Raw genomic sequence first — 17,191 nt, forward strand, 5'->3', positions numbered from 1 at the left:
AATAGCCAGAAACACAGGGTTTATTGGCTGTAAAATAGTATGATATAAGGATTTAGGTGTAATGAATAGGATTTTAATTGTAACAGTTTTCTTAATACTTTTTTTTCAAACAAATGCGCAAGAACCAAATGATTGTGTAAATGCCATTACAGTTTGTGGTAACGGTAATTTTATGTCTAATGCTACAGGTTCTGGTAATGATTTTGAAGTAGATGGCTGTGGTGGGTTTGAGCATAATTCAATTTGGTTAGAAGTTAATATTGTTCAAGCAGGAACTTTAGGTTTTGATTTAATTCCAAATGACCCAGATATTTTGGTCGATTACGACTTTTGGGTTTATGGGCCAAACCGTGTTTGTTCTAACTTAGGTAGTCCAATACGTTGTGCCACTACTAACCCAAATCAAGCGGGTTTATCAAATAATCATACAGGTATTAATGGAAGTACAACACTAACACAATCAGGACCAGGTGCTAATGGTAATGGTTATGTATTTTGGTTAAATGTTAATGTTGGCGAATCTTATTATATTGTAATTGATAGACCAGCTGGTGATGGTGGTTTTGAGCTGCAATGGACAGGTACAGCTGCTACAGGAACTGGTGCTTTTCCTTCTCCACCAGAGGCTAATGAGATAGACGATGTAAAGCAATGTAGTAGTAACCCAGATATTGCAATTTTTGATCTTAATAGTTTAAGAAATAGTATCAATTCAGACGCAGGTAATACAATTGATTTTTATGAAAGTTTAGCAGATGCAACTGATGATATTAATGAGTTGCCTGGGATTTATGCCAATACATCCAATCCACAAACTATATATGCAAAAGTTAAATCTGCAGGAACGGATTGTTATACTCTAATTGATTTTGATTTAATTGTAACTCCAATCCCTGATGCGTCATTGACTGTTTCTAGTAACGCTATTTGCGAAGGTGAAGATGTTACATTTACAATTACTGGTACACCAGATGCAGCTATTAATTACAATATAGATGGAGGTGCATCTCAGCAAACGGTTTTAGACGATACAGGTGTGGTTAATATTACACTTTCGCCTACAGCAGATATTGTTTTTAATCTAGAATCCGCACAAATTCTTGCTACAGATGGTTCAATAGTATGTTCACAGGGTCTCATGGATTCTGAAACCGTAACGGTTACAACAAATACTTTACCAACTATTATTAATAATTCACCTATTTGTGAAGGCGAAGATGGCGAGTTACAGTTTTCAGGTGATCCTAATTCCACCGTTTCTTATAGTATTGATGGAGGTGCAACGCAAACATTTAATTTTGATGCTTCAGGCAATTTTACTTTAAGTTTACCTGCTTTAACGGCTAATACAGATGTTGAGGTTATTTCTGTTACTACTGCATCAGCTCCAAACTGTGTGCTTAATATAAACACTACTGAAACCATTATAGTTAATCCGCTACCTACAGTTATTGATCCTAATCCACTTGTAGAATGTAATGATGGTGTTAATCCAAATTCTGCTACTTTCAATTTAGATGCACAAAGTGCTGCAATTTCAAATAACGAACCAAACGTTACAGTGAGTTATTACGAAACCCAATTACTGGCAGAAACTGGCAACGCAACGGATGCCTTGGCTTCTCCTTACGATAGTACTTCAGCAAATCAAACTATATACGTTAGAGTAGAGACAGACCTTGGGTGTGTTGATTATACAACTTTAAATTTACAGGTTATTGATGCTCCTATTGCTAACATTCCAACAGGATTGCAAGCGTGCGACGCATCAAGTAATGGTATTGGTAGTTTTGACCTTACAGAAACTGAGGCAGAAGTTATTGCCGGAAATACGCAAGTCGTTCAAGTGACGTATTATGTAACATTTGCAGAAGCTGAAGATGGAACACCTCAAATTGCTGATCCTACGTCATTCCAAAATACTGCAGCTTATAACCAAACGGTTTATGCACGTGTGGACTCAGATGCGACAGACTGTTATAACATTGCTGAAATAGATTTAGAAGTTTTTGATACTCCTGTAATTGAACCTGTTTCTTCTCTCGAGGAATGTGATGATATTAGTAATAACGGTACCGAACAATTTGATCTCGATTCTCAAACCGCATTACTGCTCAATGGAGCTACTGATGTTACAATTACATACCATTTTTCGCTTACAGATGCAGAAGATGGAATAGGTCCTTTAGCGAGTCCATATACCAATACAAGTAGTCCGCAAACTATTTACGTAAGAGCAGAAAACGATTTTAATACAGATTGTTATATCATTTCAACTTTCGATTTAATTGTTACACCTGTTCCAGGAGTAGTGAATCCAACACCACTTCAAGTATGTGATGATGGAACTCCAGATGGTATTACTAGTATAGACTTGTCAATTAAAGACACTGAGATTACAGCAAATAATCCTAATTACACAGTTAGTTATCACATTTCACAAGCCGATGCAGATAATGATGCTAATCCATTAGCAATACCTTATACCAATACGGTTAACGGACAAATTATTTTTGCTCGTGTTGTTGATACTGTTACAGGCTGTTACAATACAACAACATTAGAATTAAATGTAGAGCAAGCACCAACTGCCAATACACCAACACCACTTGTTTTTTGTGATCCAGATAGTGATGGTTTTGGGACATTTGATTTAACAAGTAAAGATTTTGAGATTATAGGTGGAGACCCAACACTTACGGTGAGTTATCACGATACAATGGCTAATGCGGATAACAATGTAGATGCGTTAGTGAGTCCTTACAACAATATTGTTCAAGGTACACAAATTGTGTATGCTAGAGTGGAAAGTTCTACCATTGCCACAGATTGTGATACTATTGTAGAATTAGAATTGATTGTCAGCCCAACTCCTCAGTTAGGTAATCCACCAAGCCCTTTAGAAATATGTGATGATGCTTCTGGAGATGGATATGGTCAATTCGATTTAACTAGTAAAGATGGTGAAATACTTCAAAATTTAGCAGATCCTTCACAATACACCGTTTCCTATTATGTTGATGAGCAAGATGCGGAAGATGCTATGAATGCCATAGCAAACATTAATAACTATACGAATGCTTCTGCTTTCAATCAAATTATTTGGGTGAGGGTAGATGATGACAATTCAGACTGTTACAAACTTACCACACTAGAGCTTATAGTGAATGCTTTACCAGTTTTGGAACAACCATCACCATTAGACTTGTGTGATGACAATAATCCTGGAGACGAGGTAGAATTTTTCATGCTAGACGATGCTGCTGCCGAAATCCTTAATGGACAAACAGGAATAAGTCTGTCGTACCACGAAACACAAATGGATGCTAATACCGGAAGTAATCCAATTACAAGCCCTTATCAAAATACAGTAAATCCACAAAATATATTCGTTAGAGCAACTAATGATGCCACAGGTTGTTCAAGTACTATTACGATGCTGTTAAGGGTGAACCCTATTCCTAGCCCAACGACACCTACAGATTTAGAAGTCTGTGACGAAGACAACGATGGGTTTGGTATTTTTAATCTTGAAGACAAATCAATAGAAATCATTGGTGGCGAATTAAACACGCAAGTTACCTATCACGAAACTTTAGGTGATGCCAATACTGGGATTAATGCGCTTGTAAGTCCATATACCAATATTGTAATGAACGAACAAACAGTTTATATAAGATTAACCAATACCATTACAGGTTGTTATAATGCTTCAGAAACATTAACGATAAGAGTTGTTGAAGCACCAGAAGTACCAACAAGTATTGATGATCTTACGATTTGCGATACCGATAGTAATGGTTTTTCAGCTTTTGATTTAACATTAAATAATAATGCAGTCATTGGAACACAAACGGGAGTTACTATAACCTATCATGTTTCTCAAGCAGATGCCGATTCTGGTAATAACCCAATTTCAAATCCTCAGAGTTATACAAATACGAGCAATCCTCAAGTTATTTATGTAAGATTGGCAAGTGATACAACTCCGTGTTACGATACAGGCATGTTTAATATTAGTGTAGAATTACCACCAGTTGCTGTTTCACCCTCTCCATTAGAACTTTGTGATGATGCCATTGCAGATGAAGTTACTGTTTTTGATTTAACCGTTAAAAACACTGAAATAACTGGAGGTAATAACAGCTATGCGGTAGCTTATTATGAAACGCAGGCAGAAGCGCAATCGCAATCGAATATGATTGATGCGGAAGCCTATACCAATACTTCGGTTAATGGAGCTGTTGCTAATCCGCAAACCATATATGTTGTAGTTACTGATACTGATACAGGTTGTGTGGATTATACAACGTTAACTTTAAGAGTACTGCCAAACCCAACACCAACAGAAGTTTTACCGAGTTTGTTACTTTGCGATGATGATAACGCTGGTGATGAGGTAGAAATTTTTGATTTAACTACAAATGAATCATTATTACTTAATGGTGAAAATGGCGTATCTCCAACCTATCATATATCGTTAGAGGATGCTGAAGATGGTGTTGATGCCATTGTAGATCCAACAATGTATAGTAATATAAGTTCACCTCAAACCATATATGTTAGAGTAACCAATAATACAACAGGCTGTTTTACTATTGTAGATTTTGAAATTGAAGTACAACCGTTACCAGAAATGATAGCCATTACCGATTTTATTGAGTGTGAACTCAATACGGATGGTTTCTATAGTTTTAACCTAAACATGAAGAATGATGAGGTGCTGAACGGACAGGATGCTTCATTGTTTCAAGTAACGTATCATATTTCTCAGGCAGATGCAGACAATTTAGATAATGCTATTGTGAGCCCTTATATCAACACAAGCAACCCTCAAGAAATATTTGTCGCTATTACTAATATTAATACAGGTTGTTCAGTAAGTACTGCTAGTTTTAACATAGAAGTACAAGAGGCAGCAGAGGCCAATAGTGATGGTGAGGCTATTGTCTATCAAATTTGTGATGATGAAATGGATAGTGATGGTAATCCAGCAAATAATACAGCCGAATTTGACCTAGCATTAATCGATGCTGAGGTGCTAGATGGTCAGAATCCACAAAACTATATTGTGAGTTACTATGCAACAGAAGAAGATGCAAATCTTAATGTAAATCCATTGCCATTACTCTATGAAAATAGTGTGAATCCTCAAGTAATTTATGCAAGGGTAGATAACGATACCTTAGATGGTATGGGAGATGATACCTCTATATGTTTTGCTGTGTCGCCTGTAACGCTTCAAATAAATCCTTTACCAGAATTTAGTCTCGATGAAAATTATATCCTTTGTGTAAATACTAATGGCACTGAAGTTCTAAATCCGCTGGTTATTGATACAGGTTTGTCGGATATGAATTATAATTTTGAATGGAGTTATAATGGTACAGTAATCCCAACAGAAACCAGCTCAAGTATTTCACCAACTCAAGGTGGTACATATAGTGTTGTTGTAACAGATATTAGTACTTCTACAGTAACTAACTGTGTTAGTACAGCGAGTACGTTAGTAATTGAAAGTGAACCACCAATGTTGGAGGTTAACCTGGTAACTCAAGCTTTTGCGTCTAATAATGTTATTGAAGCGTTGGCTACAGGAATAGGTGAATACGAGTATAGTTTAGATGGAGGTCCATGGCAAGATCATGGCACTTTTACAAATGTTACTGCTGGAGAGCATCAGGTAACCGCAAGAGATAAAAATGGTTGTGGATTGGTGTCTGAACTCATTTTTGTGATTGATTATCCTGTATATTTTACCCCTAATGGAGATGGAAATAATGATACTTGGAATATTTCAGGTATAGGAAGTAGTGCTAAAATTTACATATATGACCGCTACGGAAAGTTATTGAAACAACTAAGTCCTACAGGTACAGGTTGGAACGGAACTTTTAATGGCAACCTAATGCCAACAAATGATTATTGGTTTGTGGTAGAGTACATTGAGCCGATGACAAACAAGCAAAAAGAGTTTAGAGCACACTTTACCTTAAAACGATAAAACTTATTAATTTTTAGTTTAAGATTAGGCTACTCTAGCGAAGAACAAGTTTTTTTACAACCTCTTTGCCTATGGCTTCATTAAGCATTTTTACGATTTTTTCATTGCCATAGCTCAGCTCTTCTCTCAGTACACTAGAACTTAATTGCACATAAAGGGTTTCGTGTTTAAGTTCTATTGCTGTGGTATAGTTATTAACTCCGTTACCCATAAGGTTTACCCATGCTTCACGCACGTTTACCTTATCTAAACCAGATTGTAAATTATTAGTCTTTACAAACTCTTTTAGAATAGCTTCTATAGGCTGGTTGTCATTATTTCGTTTTGCCATTTTTAGTTGCCGTGAAAACGGTAAGATTTTAATTATTCAACATCCAAATTTATTGGTGTGTAACGTTTGTATAAATATACGTCGTTATTTTCATTTACAATTTTAAGATAGTCATTAGAAGCTTCAATAACGGTCTCTTTCCATTGTGCATAAGGCGTACTGTAGTATATGTTTAAACTGTTATTCTCTATTTTAAGAGTTAACGATTCAGAATCTCCAGATGTAAAATAGGTGTTGTTAATACCTGGTTTCAACTTTTTTCTAAAACCATGTAAACTATCATTTATGCTAATATAATCAATTGTTTCATTGAATTTGTATTGTTTTGTTGTACCATTGGATAATGTCACTTCATCTATCTCCCAATAACCGTCTATATGTTCTATATAAGTTTCAGGATTTACGGAGCAACTACTAATAATTAAAAGGCAAATTAGCCACAGTGATTTTTTCATCTATTTAAATTTTTACAACAATCTGATAGTTAGTAATTTAATTATTTCACTGGGTATTGATCATGGCCTGCCAAATACCCATTATTGGCTTTTATAACTTAAACAATTTATAAGATTGATGAATTTGTTTTATAATAGCTTCAGTACGGTCTGCGTGCGTGTCGCTGATAAAAATCTGACCAAAATGATCATCATCAACTAAACTGATAATTTGGGCTACACGGTTTTCATCAAGTTTATCAAAAATATCATCTAATAATAAAATTGGAGATACTCCACTTTGTTGCTTAATAAAGTCAAACTGCGCTAACTTTAGTGCTATTAAAAATGATTTTTGTTGTCCTTGACTACCAAATTTTTTAATAGGGAAGTCATCAATCAAAAAGACTAAATCATCTTTATGAGTACCAACACTTGTGTATTGTAACGCTTTGTCTTTGTTGAGGTTTGATTGTAAGATGTCCATTAAACTACCACTAAACAAATCGCTTTTATAGGTTAAATCAATAACTTCTTTACTTTGGCTAATGGCTTGGTAACGCTCTTTAAAAATCGGAATAAAAACCTTTAAAAAATCATCACGCTTTTTAAACAAATCTGTACCGTAAGTGTTGAGTTGTTCATTATAAATGGCCAATGTGTCTCCATTAAATGTGTTGTTGAGTGCAAAGTATTTTAGCAGAGCATTACGCTGTGAGAGTACTTTGTTATATGCAATGAGTGACGATAAATAGGCTTTATCACTTTGCGAAATTACACTGTCTATAAACTTTCTGCGTGTGTCACTGCCTTCAATAATTAAATCGCGATCAGCAGGTGAAATAATAACCAGTGGAATAAAACCAATGTGGTCGCTAAACTTATCGTAAGCTTTTCCATTTCGTTTTATTATTTTTTTCTGACCACGTTTTAGAGAAACTATAATTTTTTCGGTACGATTGTTCTTTGTGAAATTGCCATCAACAACAAAAAACTCGGTATTATGCTTTATGTTTTGAAGCGCAATAGGATTGAAATAACTTTTTCCGAAAGCCAAGTGATAAATAGCGTCTAAAGCATTGGTTTTTCCAACACCATTAGCACCAACAAAACAGTTGATTTTAGCGTCGAAATCGAAAACCTGAGTTTCAAAATTTTTGTAATTAACTAAAGATAGCGTGTTTAGAATCATAAAAATAACACTGCTTTATTGAATTTGTTGAGGTTTAGAAGCATTATACAAGAGGTGCAAATTATTCAAAAATAACAAATAAATAGGCTTTCAAATCCCAATAAAAATTTTATTTTTGCGCACGCATTAATAGACAAGATATGGCAACGTATAAGAAAAGAGGCTACAAACCAAAAAACCAAAAGGAAAAGGAAGAGGTTATTGAGGAAAACTCAACAACAGCTGAAGTATTTAATACTTTAGACGAAGGTGCTTCCAAGACCGAAGAATGGGTAGTTAAAAATCAAAACTACATAATCGGAGTTATTGCTGCGATTGCATTAGTTGTATTAGGCTACTTAGGTTATAACAGATTTGTTGCTGAGCCTCAGCAGGAAGAAGCTATGAACGAAATGTACCAAGCTAAAAAGTATTTTGAGGATGCTGCTAATGGTATTTCATCAGATTCGCTTTACACTATGGCATTAAATGGTGGCGAAGGAAAATATGGTATGTTAGATATTATAGATCAGTATGGAGGTACTCCTGCTGCCAATTTAGCGAATTACTATGCTGGTGTGGCTTACCTAAATTTGAAGGATTATCAGAATGCAATAAACCACTTGAGCGATTTTTCAGGTGATGCTACAATTCCTAGTCCTGTTGCAAATGGTGCTATAGGTGATGCTTTTGTTCAGCTTGAGCAATATCAAGAAGGATTAGAGTATTATGAAAAAGCCTTTAAAGCTAATGTTAACGAATTTACTACTCCTATGTTTTTAATGAAAGCAGCTAGGATTGCTATTCGTCTAGAGCAATATCAAAAAGCATTGGATTATTTAAAACGTATTGAGTCTGAATTTTCAGCTTCTACAGAAGCGAGTCAAGCTGAAGTTTTAATAGGAATGGTGGAAGCAAAAATGCAATAAATGGCTACTGCAAATCATAATTTATCTAACTACGATAAAACAACAATCCCAAACGCGAAAGACTTTCGGTTTGGGATTGTTGTTTCAGAATGGAATGACAAAATCACGGAAGGTCTTTGGCAAGGTGCTTTTGATGCGCTTATAGACTGTGGTGCGGTTAAAGAGAATATTGTACGTTGGAATGTTCCTGGTACTTTTGAATTAACCTATGGTGCTGCCAGAATGTCTAAAAGTATTTATGCAGATTCTGGTATGTTAGATGCTATTATTGTGATTGGTTGTGTTATACAAGGTGAAACAAAGCATTTCGATTTTGTATGCGAAGGTGTTACTCAAGGCATCAAAGACCTTAATCTTAGTGGTGATATTCCTGTTATTTTCTGTGTGCTTACCGATAATAATATGCAACAATCCATCGATCGTTCAGGTGGTAAACATGGTAACAAAGGTACCGAAGCTGCTATTGCTGCCATAAAAATGGCGGACTTAAGAAAAAAGACTAAGTAGTTAGTTATGGTAAAAGTGAAAGGATTTAACCTGAAATACTTTTACTACATACTTTACACTTTATACTTCCAATCTTCATCATGGCATCCTTTTTGTTGATAATTTTAAGGAATTCTTAGGCATTTTTTCCTAGTATTTTAAGTACTTTTGAGATATATCAAGTTTTAATTCATAAGGTAGCTTGTTAAATCAGCGAAAAAATAAACGATTTAGTTATAAGCCTCGTTTTCAGGATTCTAAAGAAAAAGAGTCGAAAGACGACTTGGAGGCGAAATGGAATGAATTGAGAGGTAACACCAGACGCAGAGGTAATATACTTACGTCACTACCTGTTCTAATTATAATTTTAGCTTCGCTTTTTGTTTTAATTTATATTCTTAACGGATATATTAAATAAAGATATTATGGGTCCAATAAAATTCACTTTAATAAAAAAATTACCTAGAAATAAAAGGTTTAACTATACACCTAGATATTATAAAGGTAAAGAAGGAACAGATGCATCACAATATTCAACAAAATTTGATGCGTATGCTGATACCTATAATAAAAATGACTTTTCTGGACAGTGGCACGAATCTAGAATAAACAATAGAAATAGGAACAATTCTGGGTTTAACAGAACGATTTTAATCTTGGTAGCTTTATTTATTTTAATTTTTCTTTATTTCATAGATTTCGATCTTTCTATATTCTCTCTTAACCGCTAATGACAGATATCATTCAACTTTTACCAGACCATGTCGCCAACCAAATAGCAGCAGGCGAGGTGGTTCAACGACCAGCTTCTGTAGTTAAAGAACTTCTTGAGAATGCCATAGATGCTGAGGCTTCAGAAATTAAGCTTATTATAAAGGATGCTGGTAAAACCTTAGTACAAGTTATTGATAACGGTAAAGGCATGAGTGTTACAGATGCACGCTTAAGTTTTGAGCGTCATGCCACATCTAAAATAAAATCGGCTGAAGACTTATTTCAGTTAAATACCAAAGGTTTTAGAGGTGAGGCACTTGCCAGTATTGCCGCAATTGCTCATGTTGAATTAAAAACAAAACGACCAGAAGACGAACTAGGTACTGCTATTGAAATTGAAGGTAGTACAGTAAAATCACAAGAGGTTTCCGTTACTCCTACAGGAACTTCTGTAGCTGTAAAGAATTTGTTTTTCAATATTCCTGCAAGACGAAATTTTTTAAAATCAGATACGGTAGAACTTAGACATATTACAGACGAATTTCACCGTGTGGCTTTGGCGCATCCTAATATTGCATTTGCATTTTACCATAACGGAAGTGAACTATTTAACCTTCCGAATGAAAATTACAGACAGCGTGTTGTGCATATTTTTGGAAACAAAACCAATGAAAAACTGGTGCCTGTTGAAGAAGAAACTGAAGTTTTAAAAATTTCGGGATTTGTAGGAAAACCGGAGTATTCTAAAAAGACAAGATCAGAACAATTCTTTTTTGTCAACCAACGATTTATCAAAAGTCCATACCTGAACCATGCTATTAGCGCAGCATTTGAAGGTTTGCTTAAAGATAGTTACCATCCTAGTTATTTTCTTAATCTTACGGTAGATCCAAAAACTATTGATATAAATATTCATCCAACAAAAACTGAAATAAAGTTTGATGACGAGCACACATTGTACGCTATTTTACGTTCAGCAGTTAAGCATAGCTTAGGGCAATTTAATATCGCTCCAGTTTTGGATTTTGAACATCAGAGCAGTTTAAATACACCTTATAGTTATAAGGATAAAGCTGCATCAGCACCTGCTATTGAAGTAGATAGAAGCTTTAATCCGTTTGCAGATGATGCTCCTAGTACAAAACAATATGGTCAACAAAAAAATCATAAGAAAGCACCAACTGCATCGTGGGAAAGTCTTTATGTTGACTTAGAGTCTAAAGGCAATAACTCTAATGACGATTTTAGCCAAGTAACTTTTGAAAGCGATGCTAAAACGGCATCAATTTTTAGTGATTCTTCTGTTGAAGGGACTAAAACAACATTTCAATTACAGCAAAAATATATCGTTAGTACATTGAAATCTGGTATGTTAATTATTGACCAGAATAGAGCACATCAACGTGTATTGTACGAAAATTTTTTAAAGCACATTACAATTAAGGAGGCAACTAGTCAACAATTATTGTTTCCGTTGCAATTGCATTTTACGCCAAACGAGAGTAATATTATAAAGAACTTAAAATCAGACTTAGAACATACTGGTTTTGTGTTTTCTGGTTTAACTGAAGAGGAAATAACTATAACAGGAGTTCCTGTAGGTGTGCCAGAAAGCGAAGTATCTATAATACTAGAGCAGTTAATTAGTGATGTAGAAAATGATGTGCCAGATACTAATTTTAGCACTACGGATTTATTAGCCAAATCCATGGCAAAGAGTTTGGCGATAAAAAATGGGCAATCTCTAAACAGTACAGAACAAGAGCATTTGGTCAATAGTCTATTTGCTTGTAAGGAACCCAATGTATCACCAACCAATAGACCAACGTTTATTACTATGAAAGTTGATGATATTGAGAAAAAATTTATGTAGAGTATGAGAGCACAGATAACTGATGCTGTTAAGCATTTATTGATTATAAACGTTATAATGTTTCTTGGAACTTACCTCGTAGGTAATAGAGAAATGTTTTACGAATGGTTTGCTTTATTTTTTCCTAAGAACCCACTTTTTGAACCTTGGCAGATTATAACACATATGTTTATGCATGGAGATTTTATGCATATTTTGTTTAATATGTTTGCGCTATGGATGTTTGGTACAGCCGTAGAACAGATATTTGGAACGAAAAAGTTCTTGATTTTTTATCTCTTATCAGGTTTAGGAGCCGCAGTTATTCAAATTGCTTATTTGTATTTTCAATATAACACAGGTTTGTCAGCTTTAATAGAAGCAGGAATATCACAAACTGAAGTTGCTAATATTATTGCTGAAGGAAAATATGACCAACGTTGGGTTACAATATTAGGTGACGGTTGGGATAATTTTAGAAACGCCATAAATACAACTATGGTTGGTGCTTCTGGTGCAATTATGGGAGTTTTGGTGGCTTTTGGAATGTTATATCCTGAGTCTAAACTTATGTTGATTTTCTTGCCAATTCCAATTAAGGCAAAATATTTTATTCCAGGTATAATTTTACTTGACTTATTTTCTGCTATTACTGGTCAATCAATATTTAGTCCAAGCAATACAGCCTATGTTGCTCATTTAGGTGGTGCATTAACAGGATTTTTGCTTATGTATTTTTGGAAGAAAAATGAAAGGGACAAATACCGCTGGAATTAACCATGAGCACATTACAAGATTTAAAATATAAGTTTGCCAGGTTTAATGCTTTTGAAAAAATCATTGTTGTTAACATCATCGTTTTCATCATTGGTCAGCTGATAAAAGTATTTGGAAGAACAGCTAACTCACTTTCTTATTTGCGATTACCATCTGATTTTTTAGATTTTATTTGGCAACCATGGTCAATTATTACTTACGGTTTTGCACATTATGGTTTTTTCCATATTCTTTTTAATCTCTTGGTATTGTATTTTATCTCTCAAATGTTGATGAACCTCTTCCGTCCTAAAATGGCATTAAACATCTACTTGTTGGGAATCATTGTAGGTGGATTGGCATTTCTTTTAGTTTATAACGTTTTGCCAAGTCGATTATTGGTTAATACCTCTGGAGTAGTTGGAGCGTCTGCAGGCATTAGAGCTTTGTTGATCTTTTTAGGGGTTTATATGTCCCAAACCGAAGTTAGGCTGATTTTTTTCAATGTAAAGCTTAAATATATTGCTATTGCCTTGGTTATTATGGATGTAATTGGGTTGTTTGGGTGGAACCAAGGCGGAAACGTAGCACATCTTGGTGGAGCCTTATTAGGTTATTTGTACGCGACTAAGCTGCAACAAGGAAAGGATATAGGTACAGGTTTTGAAAAAAATATGGATGCCGTTGTAAGTTGGTTTCTGCCAAAATCGACATTAAAAACAGTGCATCGCAATAAGAAAAAGACGATTTATGCAGGTAAGACTAAAGAAGAATTTCAAACGTTTAATAAGCAGAAGAGAATAGATTTAATACTCGATAAAATAAGTAAAAGTGGTTATGAAAGCCTAACTGCAGAGGAGAAGGAGTTTCTCTTTAAAGCAGGAAAGTAAAAAGAGTTTCCATTATTAAGGGAAATTTATATGAAGAAGTTAAAATTCTTTGGTAAGATTATGTTTGTCATCAATTCGTTGGCAGCATTTTTATTGCTTATTTCTTACATATTACCTTTTGTCCCACCAAAAAGTTTTGCGTCTTTATCGGTTTTAAGTCTTAGTGTGCCTTTACTCATTTTACTCAATATTTTCTTTTTTATTTATTGGTTGCTTCAAGTAAAAAAGCAAATGCTTTTGTCTTTAGTTGTATTAGCATTGGGTTGGGGTTACTTAGGTTCTTTATATAAGTTTTCGTCTTCTAAAAAGATTGAAGATCCTAATAATATGTCTGTAATGTCTTATAACGTAAGGCTTTTTAATCATTTTCAATGGTTGCCTAGCAAAACGGTTAAAGAAGATATTGTAAAATTAATTCGCGATGAAAATCCAGATATAATTTGTTTACAAGAGTATAGAACTAAAGATCCTATTACTTTGGATGGTTATTTTGGTTTTAATACGACCTTTAATAATACTGTAAAGCGAGGACAAGCGCTTTTTTCTAAATTTCCAATTGTTAATTCTGGCTCTTTGGAATTTCCTAATACTAGCAATAATGCCATTTTTGTAGATGTTGTAAAGGAAAAAGATACCATACGTGTCTATAACTTACACTTGCAATCTTCAGGTGTGAATACTGATGTCGATAAACTTAAAAAGGAATCTTCAGAGCAATTATTCAAGCAAGTAGGGACGACATTTAAGGAACAACAAGCACAAGTAGAGCTGTTTCTTAAACACAAGTCCAAGTGTAAGTACAAAACTATTGTTACAGGAGATTTTAACAATACTGCCTATTCTTACATCTACAAAAAAATCAAGGGAGATAATTTGATAGATACTTTTGAGGAAGCTGGTAATGGTTTTGGTAAAACCTACGATTTTAAATTCTTTCCGCTTAGGATAGATTTTATTTTAGCTGATAAGAGTTTTACCGTTAATGGCTTTAAAACTTTTGAACAAAAGCTCTCGGACCATTATCCTATAAAAACGACAATCAAGTTAAATTAGCCAACAATCCACACTATCTGAAATGATATGCGCCAATAAGCCTATGGCGAAAATCCGAGTTTGTTTTGGTATGAGCATTAAAAAATATACACCAATAGCATAGTAAGAGTGAAGTGGATGAAAATTGATGCTACATCGATTGGAATCAAATACTGGATTGGCTAGTAAATGGTCTAAATCTATGACAAATGCCGCTAACATAATTAAGTAAGCTTTAAGCCAATTTTTTCTAAAAAACAGCAACGCTATAATTAGGGGCAAACCAAAGTGAAAACCATAATGTAGGCTGAATCTTAACATTGGTTATATGTTCTGCTTTTTTAAATACAATTCCGTGTTTGGGCCTTCGTTAAAGAGCAAGTCTAAAATACTGAGGTTTGAAATAAAACCATGTTTTTCTGTAAATACTTGAGTGTATTTTTCAAATGTATTTACCTTATAATTTCGATTGACTAATGCTCTAAAATCCTTCTTGTTTACTGGCTCAATCTCAAAACTTTGGGTTTCGTTTATTGAGATTTCGAGCTGAAGACTGTCTAGAAGTATATCAAAACAATGATGATTAAAATCTAAGATATAATCAAATCGTTTTTCAAAAAGAACCATTAAATCATCAATATAATATTCAAAAAAAGGAGACATGCTATAAGCAGATTGTAATGATTTTAGGTGATGTAATTGCCAGTTATCATCATTAGCAATTTTTACATCCTTATAAAGTTGTCTGTTCTTTTGGGTGTACTTTACAGGGACTGTTAATGCCATTTTTCCATTGGCACCATAAATTTCAGTACGGTTTCTAAAGCTTTGTTTTTGATAATTATCACAGACTTCAAAACAAACCGAATCAGAATTTACCATTGCTACAAAATGTGCAACATTAGGTATATAAGTTGGATGTATGAGACAATCCATAATAGCTTTATTGAAGACTTTAAGACTTAGCCTTCTTTTTCTTTCTCCATTTGTTGTAGAAAGTGATACCAAAAATAATAACTAGAAATGGTATTAAGTAAGAAGTACGTTTACCACTACCACTAACAGTTGTAAAGATTCTGTCCCAACGGAAACTCCAGTTTTTAAGACCATCGTTAATGCCATCAATACTCATCCAAATAAACACAGGTTTACCAAAGATGTGGTTATAAGGTACAAATCCCCAATATCTACTATCTATGGAATTGTGTCTGTTATCTCCCATCATCCAATAGTAATCTTGCTTAAAGGTATACGATGTTGAAGGTTGATCATTGATAAATATTTGATTTCCTTTGGTTATAACTTTATTACCTTCATACTCACCAATAGCACGTTTGTAAAGCGCAATATTTTCAGTGTTGAGTTGTAAGGTAGCACCAGCTTTAGGAATCCAAATTGGTCCAAAATGGTCAATATTCCAATTGTAACTAGGATCATGAGGAAAAATTTTACCATTTACGCCTTTTTCAGTTCTTAAAGGGACTATGCTTGCTACTTCTGGATGCGCTTTTAATTTTGCGATAGCCTCTTCTGTTGCAGCAGGAATCCTATAAGAGCCTTCCGTTGTGCCATAACCAAGACCATCTGTAATATCGTGCTTTTTTAGGATGTCTAGAATTCTTGCTGGTTGTAGATTGCGTTTAAAAATAACATCGTAAGAAAATTGCAAATGACTTCTAGGAGGTAGTTGGTTTTGCTTTCCATTGATAAAAACGTATCCATTTCTTATTTCTAAAGTATCTCCAGCAACTCCAACACAACGCTTTACTAAGTTTGTTTTTTTGTCAATAGGTTTGTAGTAGTTACGATCTGGATTAAAATCGTTCATATCCAACAACGTATCTGCTGGTTGGTTGAACACTACAATATCGTTGCGTTCTACGTTTTCAAATCCTGGTAATCTAAAATAAGGCAACTGCAATTTATTCATCCAAGATGTATTACGCTTGTCGTATTCATCATTAAATAAATAAGATTTTGTACCTAATTTCGGAATGGTGTCATGTACCATTGGTGCTGCAACAGTAGTCATTGGCGCTCTAGGTCCATAATGTATTTTGCTTACAATAAGAAAATCTCCAACTAACAACGACTTTTCTAACGACGAAGACGGAATAACAAAGGGTTGAAAAAAGTACGTATGTACAATGGTTGCGGCTACAATAGCAAATAGGATAGAGGTAATCCATTCGCCAGTAGAGGTTTTTGGTTTTGTGTCTCTGTTTTCAATATAATTAACGTCTGCTACATAATTGAGATAGTATAAATAAAAACCTAAAGTGACAATACATAGTAATGCATCTAACTTAGTATCTTTTCCAAAAGCTCTTGCTGTTTCTACCCAAGCCGCAGGAATCATAATAAGATTTACAATAGGTAAGAACATTAAAATCACCCACCACCAAGGACGTGAAATAATTTTCATTAAAACCACTGCATTGTAAACAGGTACAAAGGCTTCCCAAGCTTTTTTGCCAGCTTTAACGTATAATTTCCATGTACCTAAGCCATGTATTATTTGTAATATCAGTAAAAATATAAACCACTGTGTCCAGTTCATAATATAGGAAATGATTATTGTCTAATGACAAT

General features: G+C 34.3%; 14 protein-coding genes. 8 read left to right on the top strand and 6 right to left on the bottom strand.

Annotated elements, in window-relative coordinates; translation table 11 throughout:
* The first annotated feature begins 61 nt into the window (after positions 1-61).
* Complete coding sequence (locus ACFFGA_RS12860; RefSeq protein ID WP_386064669.1) at positions 62-6,004, top strand: T9SS type B sorting domain-containing protein; 5,943 nt, start codon at positions 62-64, stop codon at positions 6,002-6,004.
* Between the two features lie 34 nt (positions 6,005-6,038).
* Here the strand turns inward: ACFFGA_RS12860 and ACFFGA_RS12865 are convergent, their stop codons facing one another.
* The 3 genes from ACFFGA_RS12865 to recF form a co-directional block, all read right to left on the bottom strand.
* Positions 6,039-6,335, bottom strand: a complete 297-nt coding sequence (locus ACFFGA_RS12865; protein WP_386064671.1) for a DciA family protein — start codon at positions 6,333-6,335, stop codon at positions 6,039-6,041.
* A gap of 32 nt (positions 6,336-6,367) precedes the next feature.
* A complete protein-coding gene (locus ACFFGA_RS12870) occupies positions 6,368-6,790 on the bottom strand; it encodes a lipocalin family protein (RefSeq protein WP_386064673.1) in 423 nt (140 codons plus the stop codon).
* 91 nt (positions 6,791-6,881) lie between these two features.
* Positions 6,882-7,961, bottom strand: coding sequence for a DNA replication/repair protein RecF (recF, locus tag ACFFGA_RS12875; RefSeq protein WP_386064674.1), 1,080 nt, complete (start codon positions 7,959-7,961; stop codon positions 6,882-6,884).
* A 140-nt stretch (positions 7,962-8,101) separates the two neighbouring features.
* On the opposite strand from recF, the gene ACFFGA_RS12880 reads away from it, so the two are divergent.
* From ACFFGA_RS12880 to ACFFGA_RS12910, 7 genes are all read left to right on the top strand, one after another.
* Positions 8,102-8,869 (top strand): tetratricopeptide repeat protein, encoded by a 768-nt coding sequence (locus tag ACFFGA_RS12880; protein ID WP_386064676.1) that lies wholly within the window; start codon positions 8,102-8,104, stop codon positions 8,867-8,869.
* On the top strand, positions 8,870-9,376 hold the full coding sequence (gene ribH / locus ACFFGA_RS12885; protein WP_386064678.1) for a 6,7-dimethyl-8-ribityllumazine synthase: 507 nt from the start codon (positions 8,870-8,872) through the stop codon (positions 9,374-9,376). It begins immediately after the preceding gene.
* A gap of 404 nt (positions 9,377-9,780) precedes the next feature.
* A complete protein-coding gene (locus ACFFGA_RS12890) occupies positions 9,781-10,086 on the top strand; it encodes a hypothetical protein (RefSeq protein WP_386064680.1) in 306 nt (101 codons plus the stop codon).
* Entirely contained in the window at positions 10,086-11,942 is a 1,857-nt protein-coding gene (gene mutL / locus ACFFGA_RS12895) for a DNA mismatch repair endonuclease MutL (RefSeq protein WP_386064682.1), read from the top strand. Before ACFFGA_RS12890 ends, mutL begins: the two co-directional genes overlap by 1 nt.
* A gap of 3 nt (positions 11,943-11,945) precedes the next feature.
* Positions 11,946-12,698: a rhomboid family intramembrane serine protease gene (locus ACFFGA_RS12900; RefSeq protein ID WP_386064683.1), complete on the top strand. Its 753-nt coding sequence runs from the start codon at positions 11,946-11,948 to the stop codon at positions 12,696-12,698.
* Positions 12,699-12,700: 2 nt separating this feature from the next.
* Positions 12,701-13,567 carry a rhomboid family intramembrane serine protease gene (locus tag ACFFGA_RS12905; RefSeq protein WP_386064685.1) on the top strand — a complete coding sequence of 289 codons (867 nt, stop codon included), beginning with the start codon at positions 12,701-12,703 and terminating at the stop codon, positions 13,565-13,567.
* Between the two features lie 30 nt (positions 13,568-13,597).
* Entirely contained in the window at positions 13,598-14,620 is a 1,023-nt protein-coding gene (locus ACFFGA_RS12910; protein ID WP_386064686.1) for an endonuclease/exonuclease/phosphatase family protein, read from the top strand.
* Here ACFFGA_RS12910 and ACFFGA_RS12915 read toward each other — a convergent pair.
* Genes ACFFGA_RS12915 through lepB form a run of 3 tightly spaced genes read right to left on the bottom strand, consistent with a single transcriptional unit; the run spans position 14,612 to position 17,159 of the window.
* Complete coding sequence (locus ACFFGA_RS12915; RefSeq protein ID WP_386064688.1) at positions 14,612-14,920, bottom strand: DUF6122 family protein; 309 nt, start codon at positions 14,918-14,920, stop codon at positions 14,612-14,614. The two genes, ACFFGA_RS12910 and ACFFGA_RS12915, sit on opposite strands and share 9 nt — an antisense overlap.
* 3 nt (positions 14,921-14,923) lie before the next feature.
* The gene (locus ACFFGA_RS12920; protein ID WP_386064690.1) at positions 14,924-15,535 is read right to left on the bottom strand and encodes a WbqC family protein; all 612 of its coding nucleotides are present in this window, start codon (positions 15,533-15,535) and stop codon (positions 14,924-14,926) included.
* A 19-nt stretch (positions 15,536-15,554) separates the two neighbouring features.
* The gene (lepB, locus tag ACFFGA_RS12925) at positions 15,555-17,159 is read right to left on the bottom strand and encodes a signal peptidase I (protein ID WP_386064692.1); all 1,605 of its coding nucleotides are present in this window, start codon (positions 17,157-17,159) and stop codon (positions 15,555-15,557) included.
* Positions 17,160-17,191 lie beyond the last annotated feature (32 nt).

It is taken from the genome of Winogradskyella pulchriflava, from assembly GCF_042434315.1.
GTDB lineage: Bacteria > Bacteroidota > Bacteroidia > Flavobacteriales > Flavobacteriaceae > Winogradskyella > Winogradskyella pulchriflava.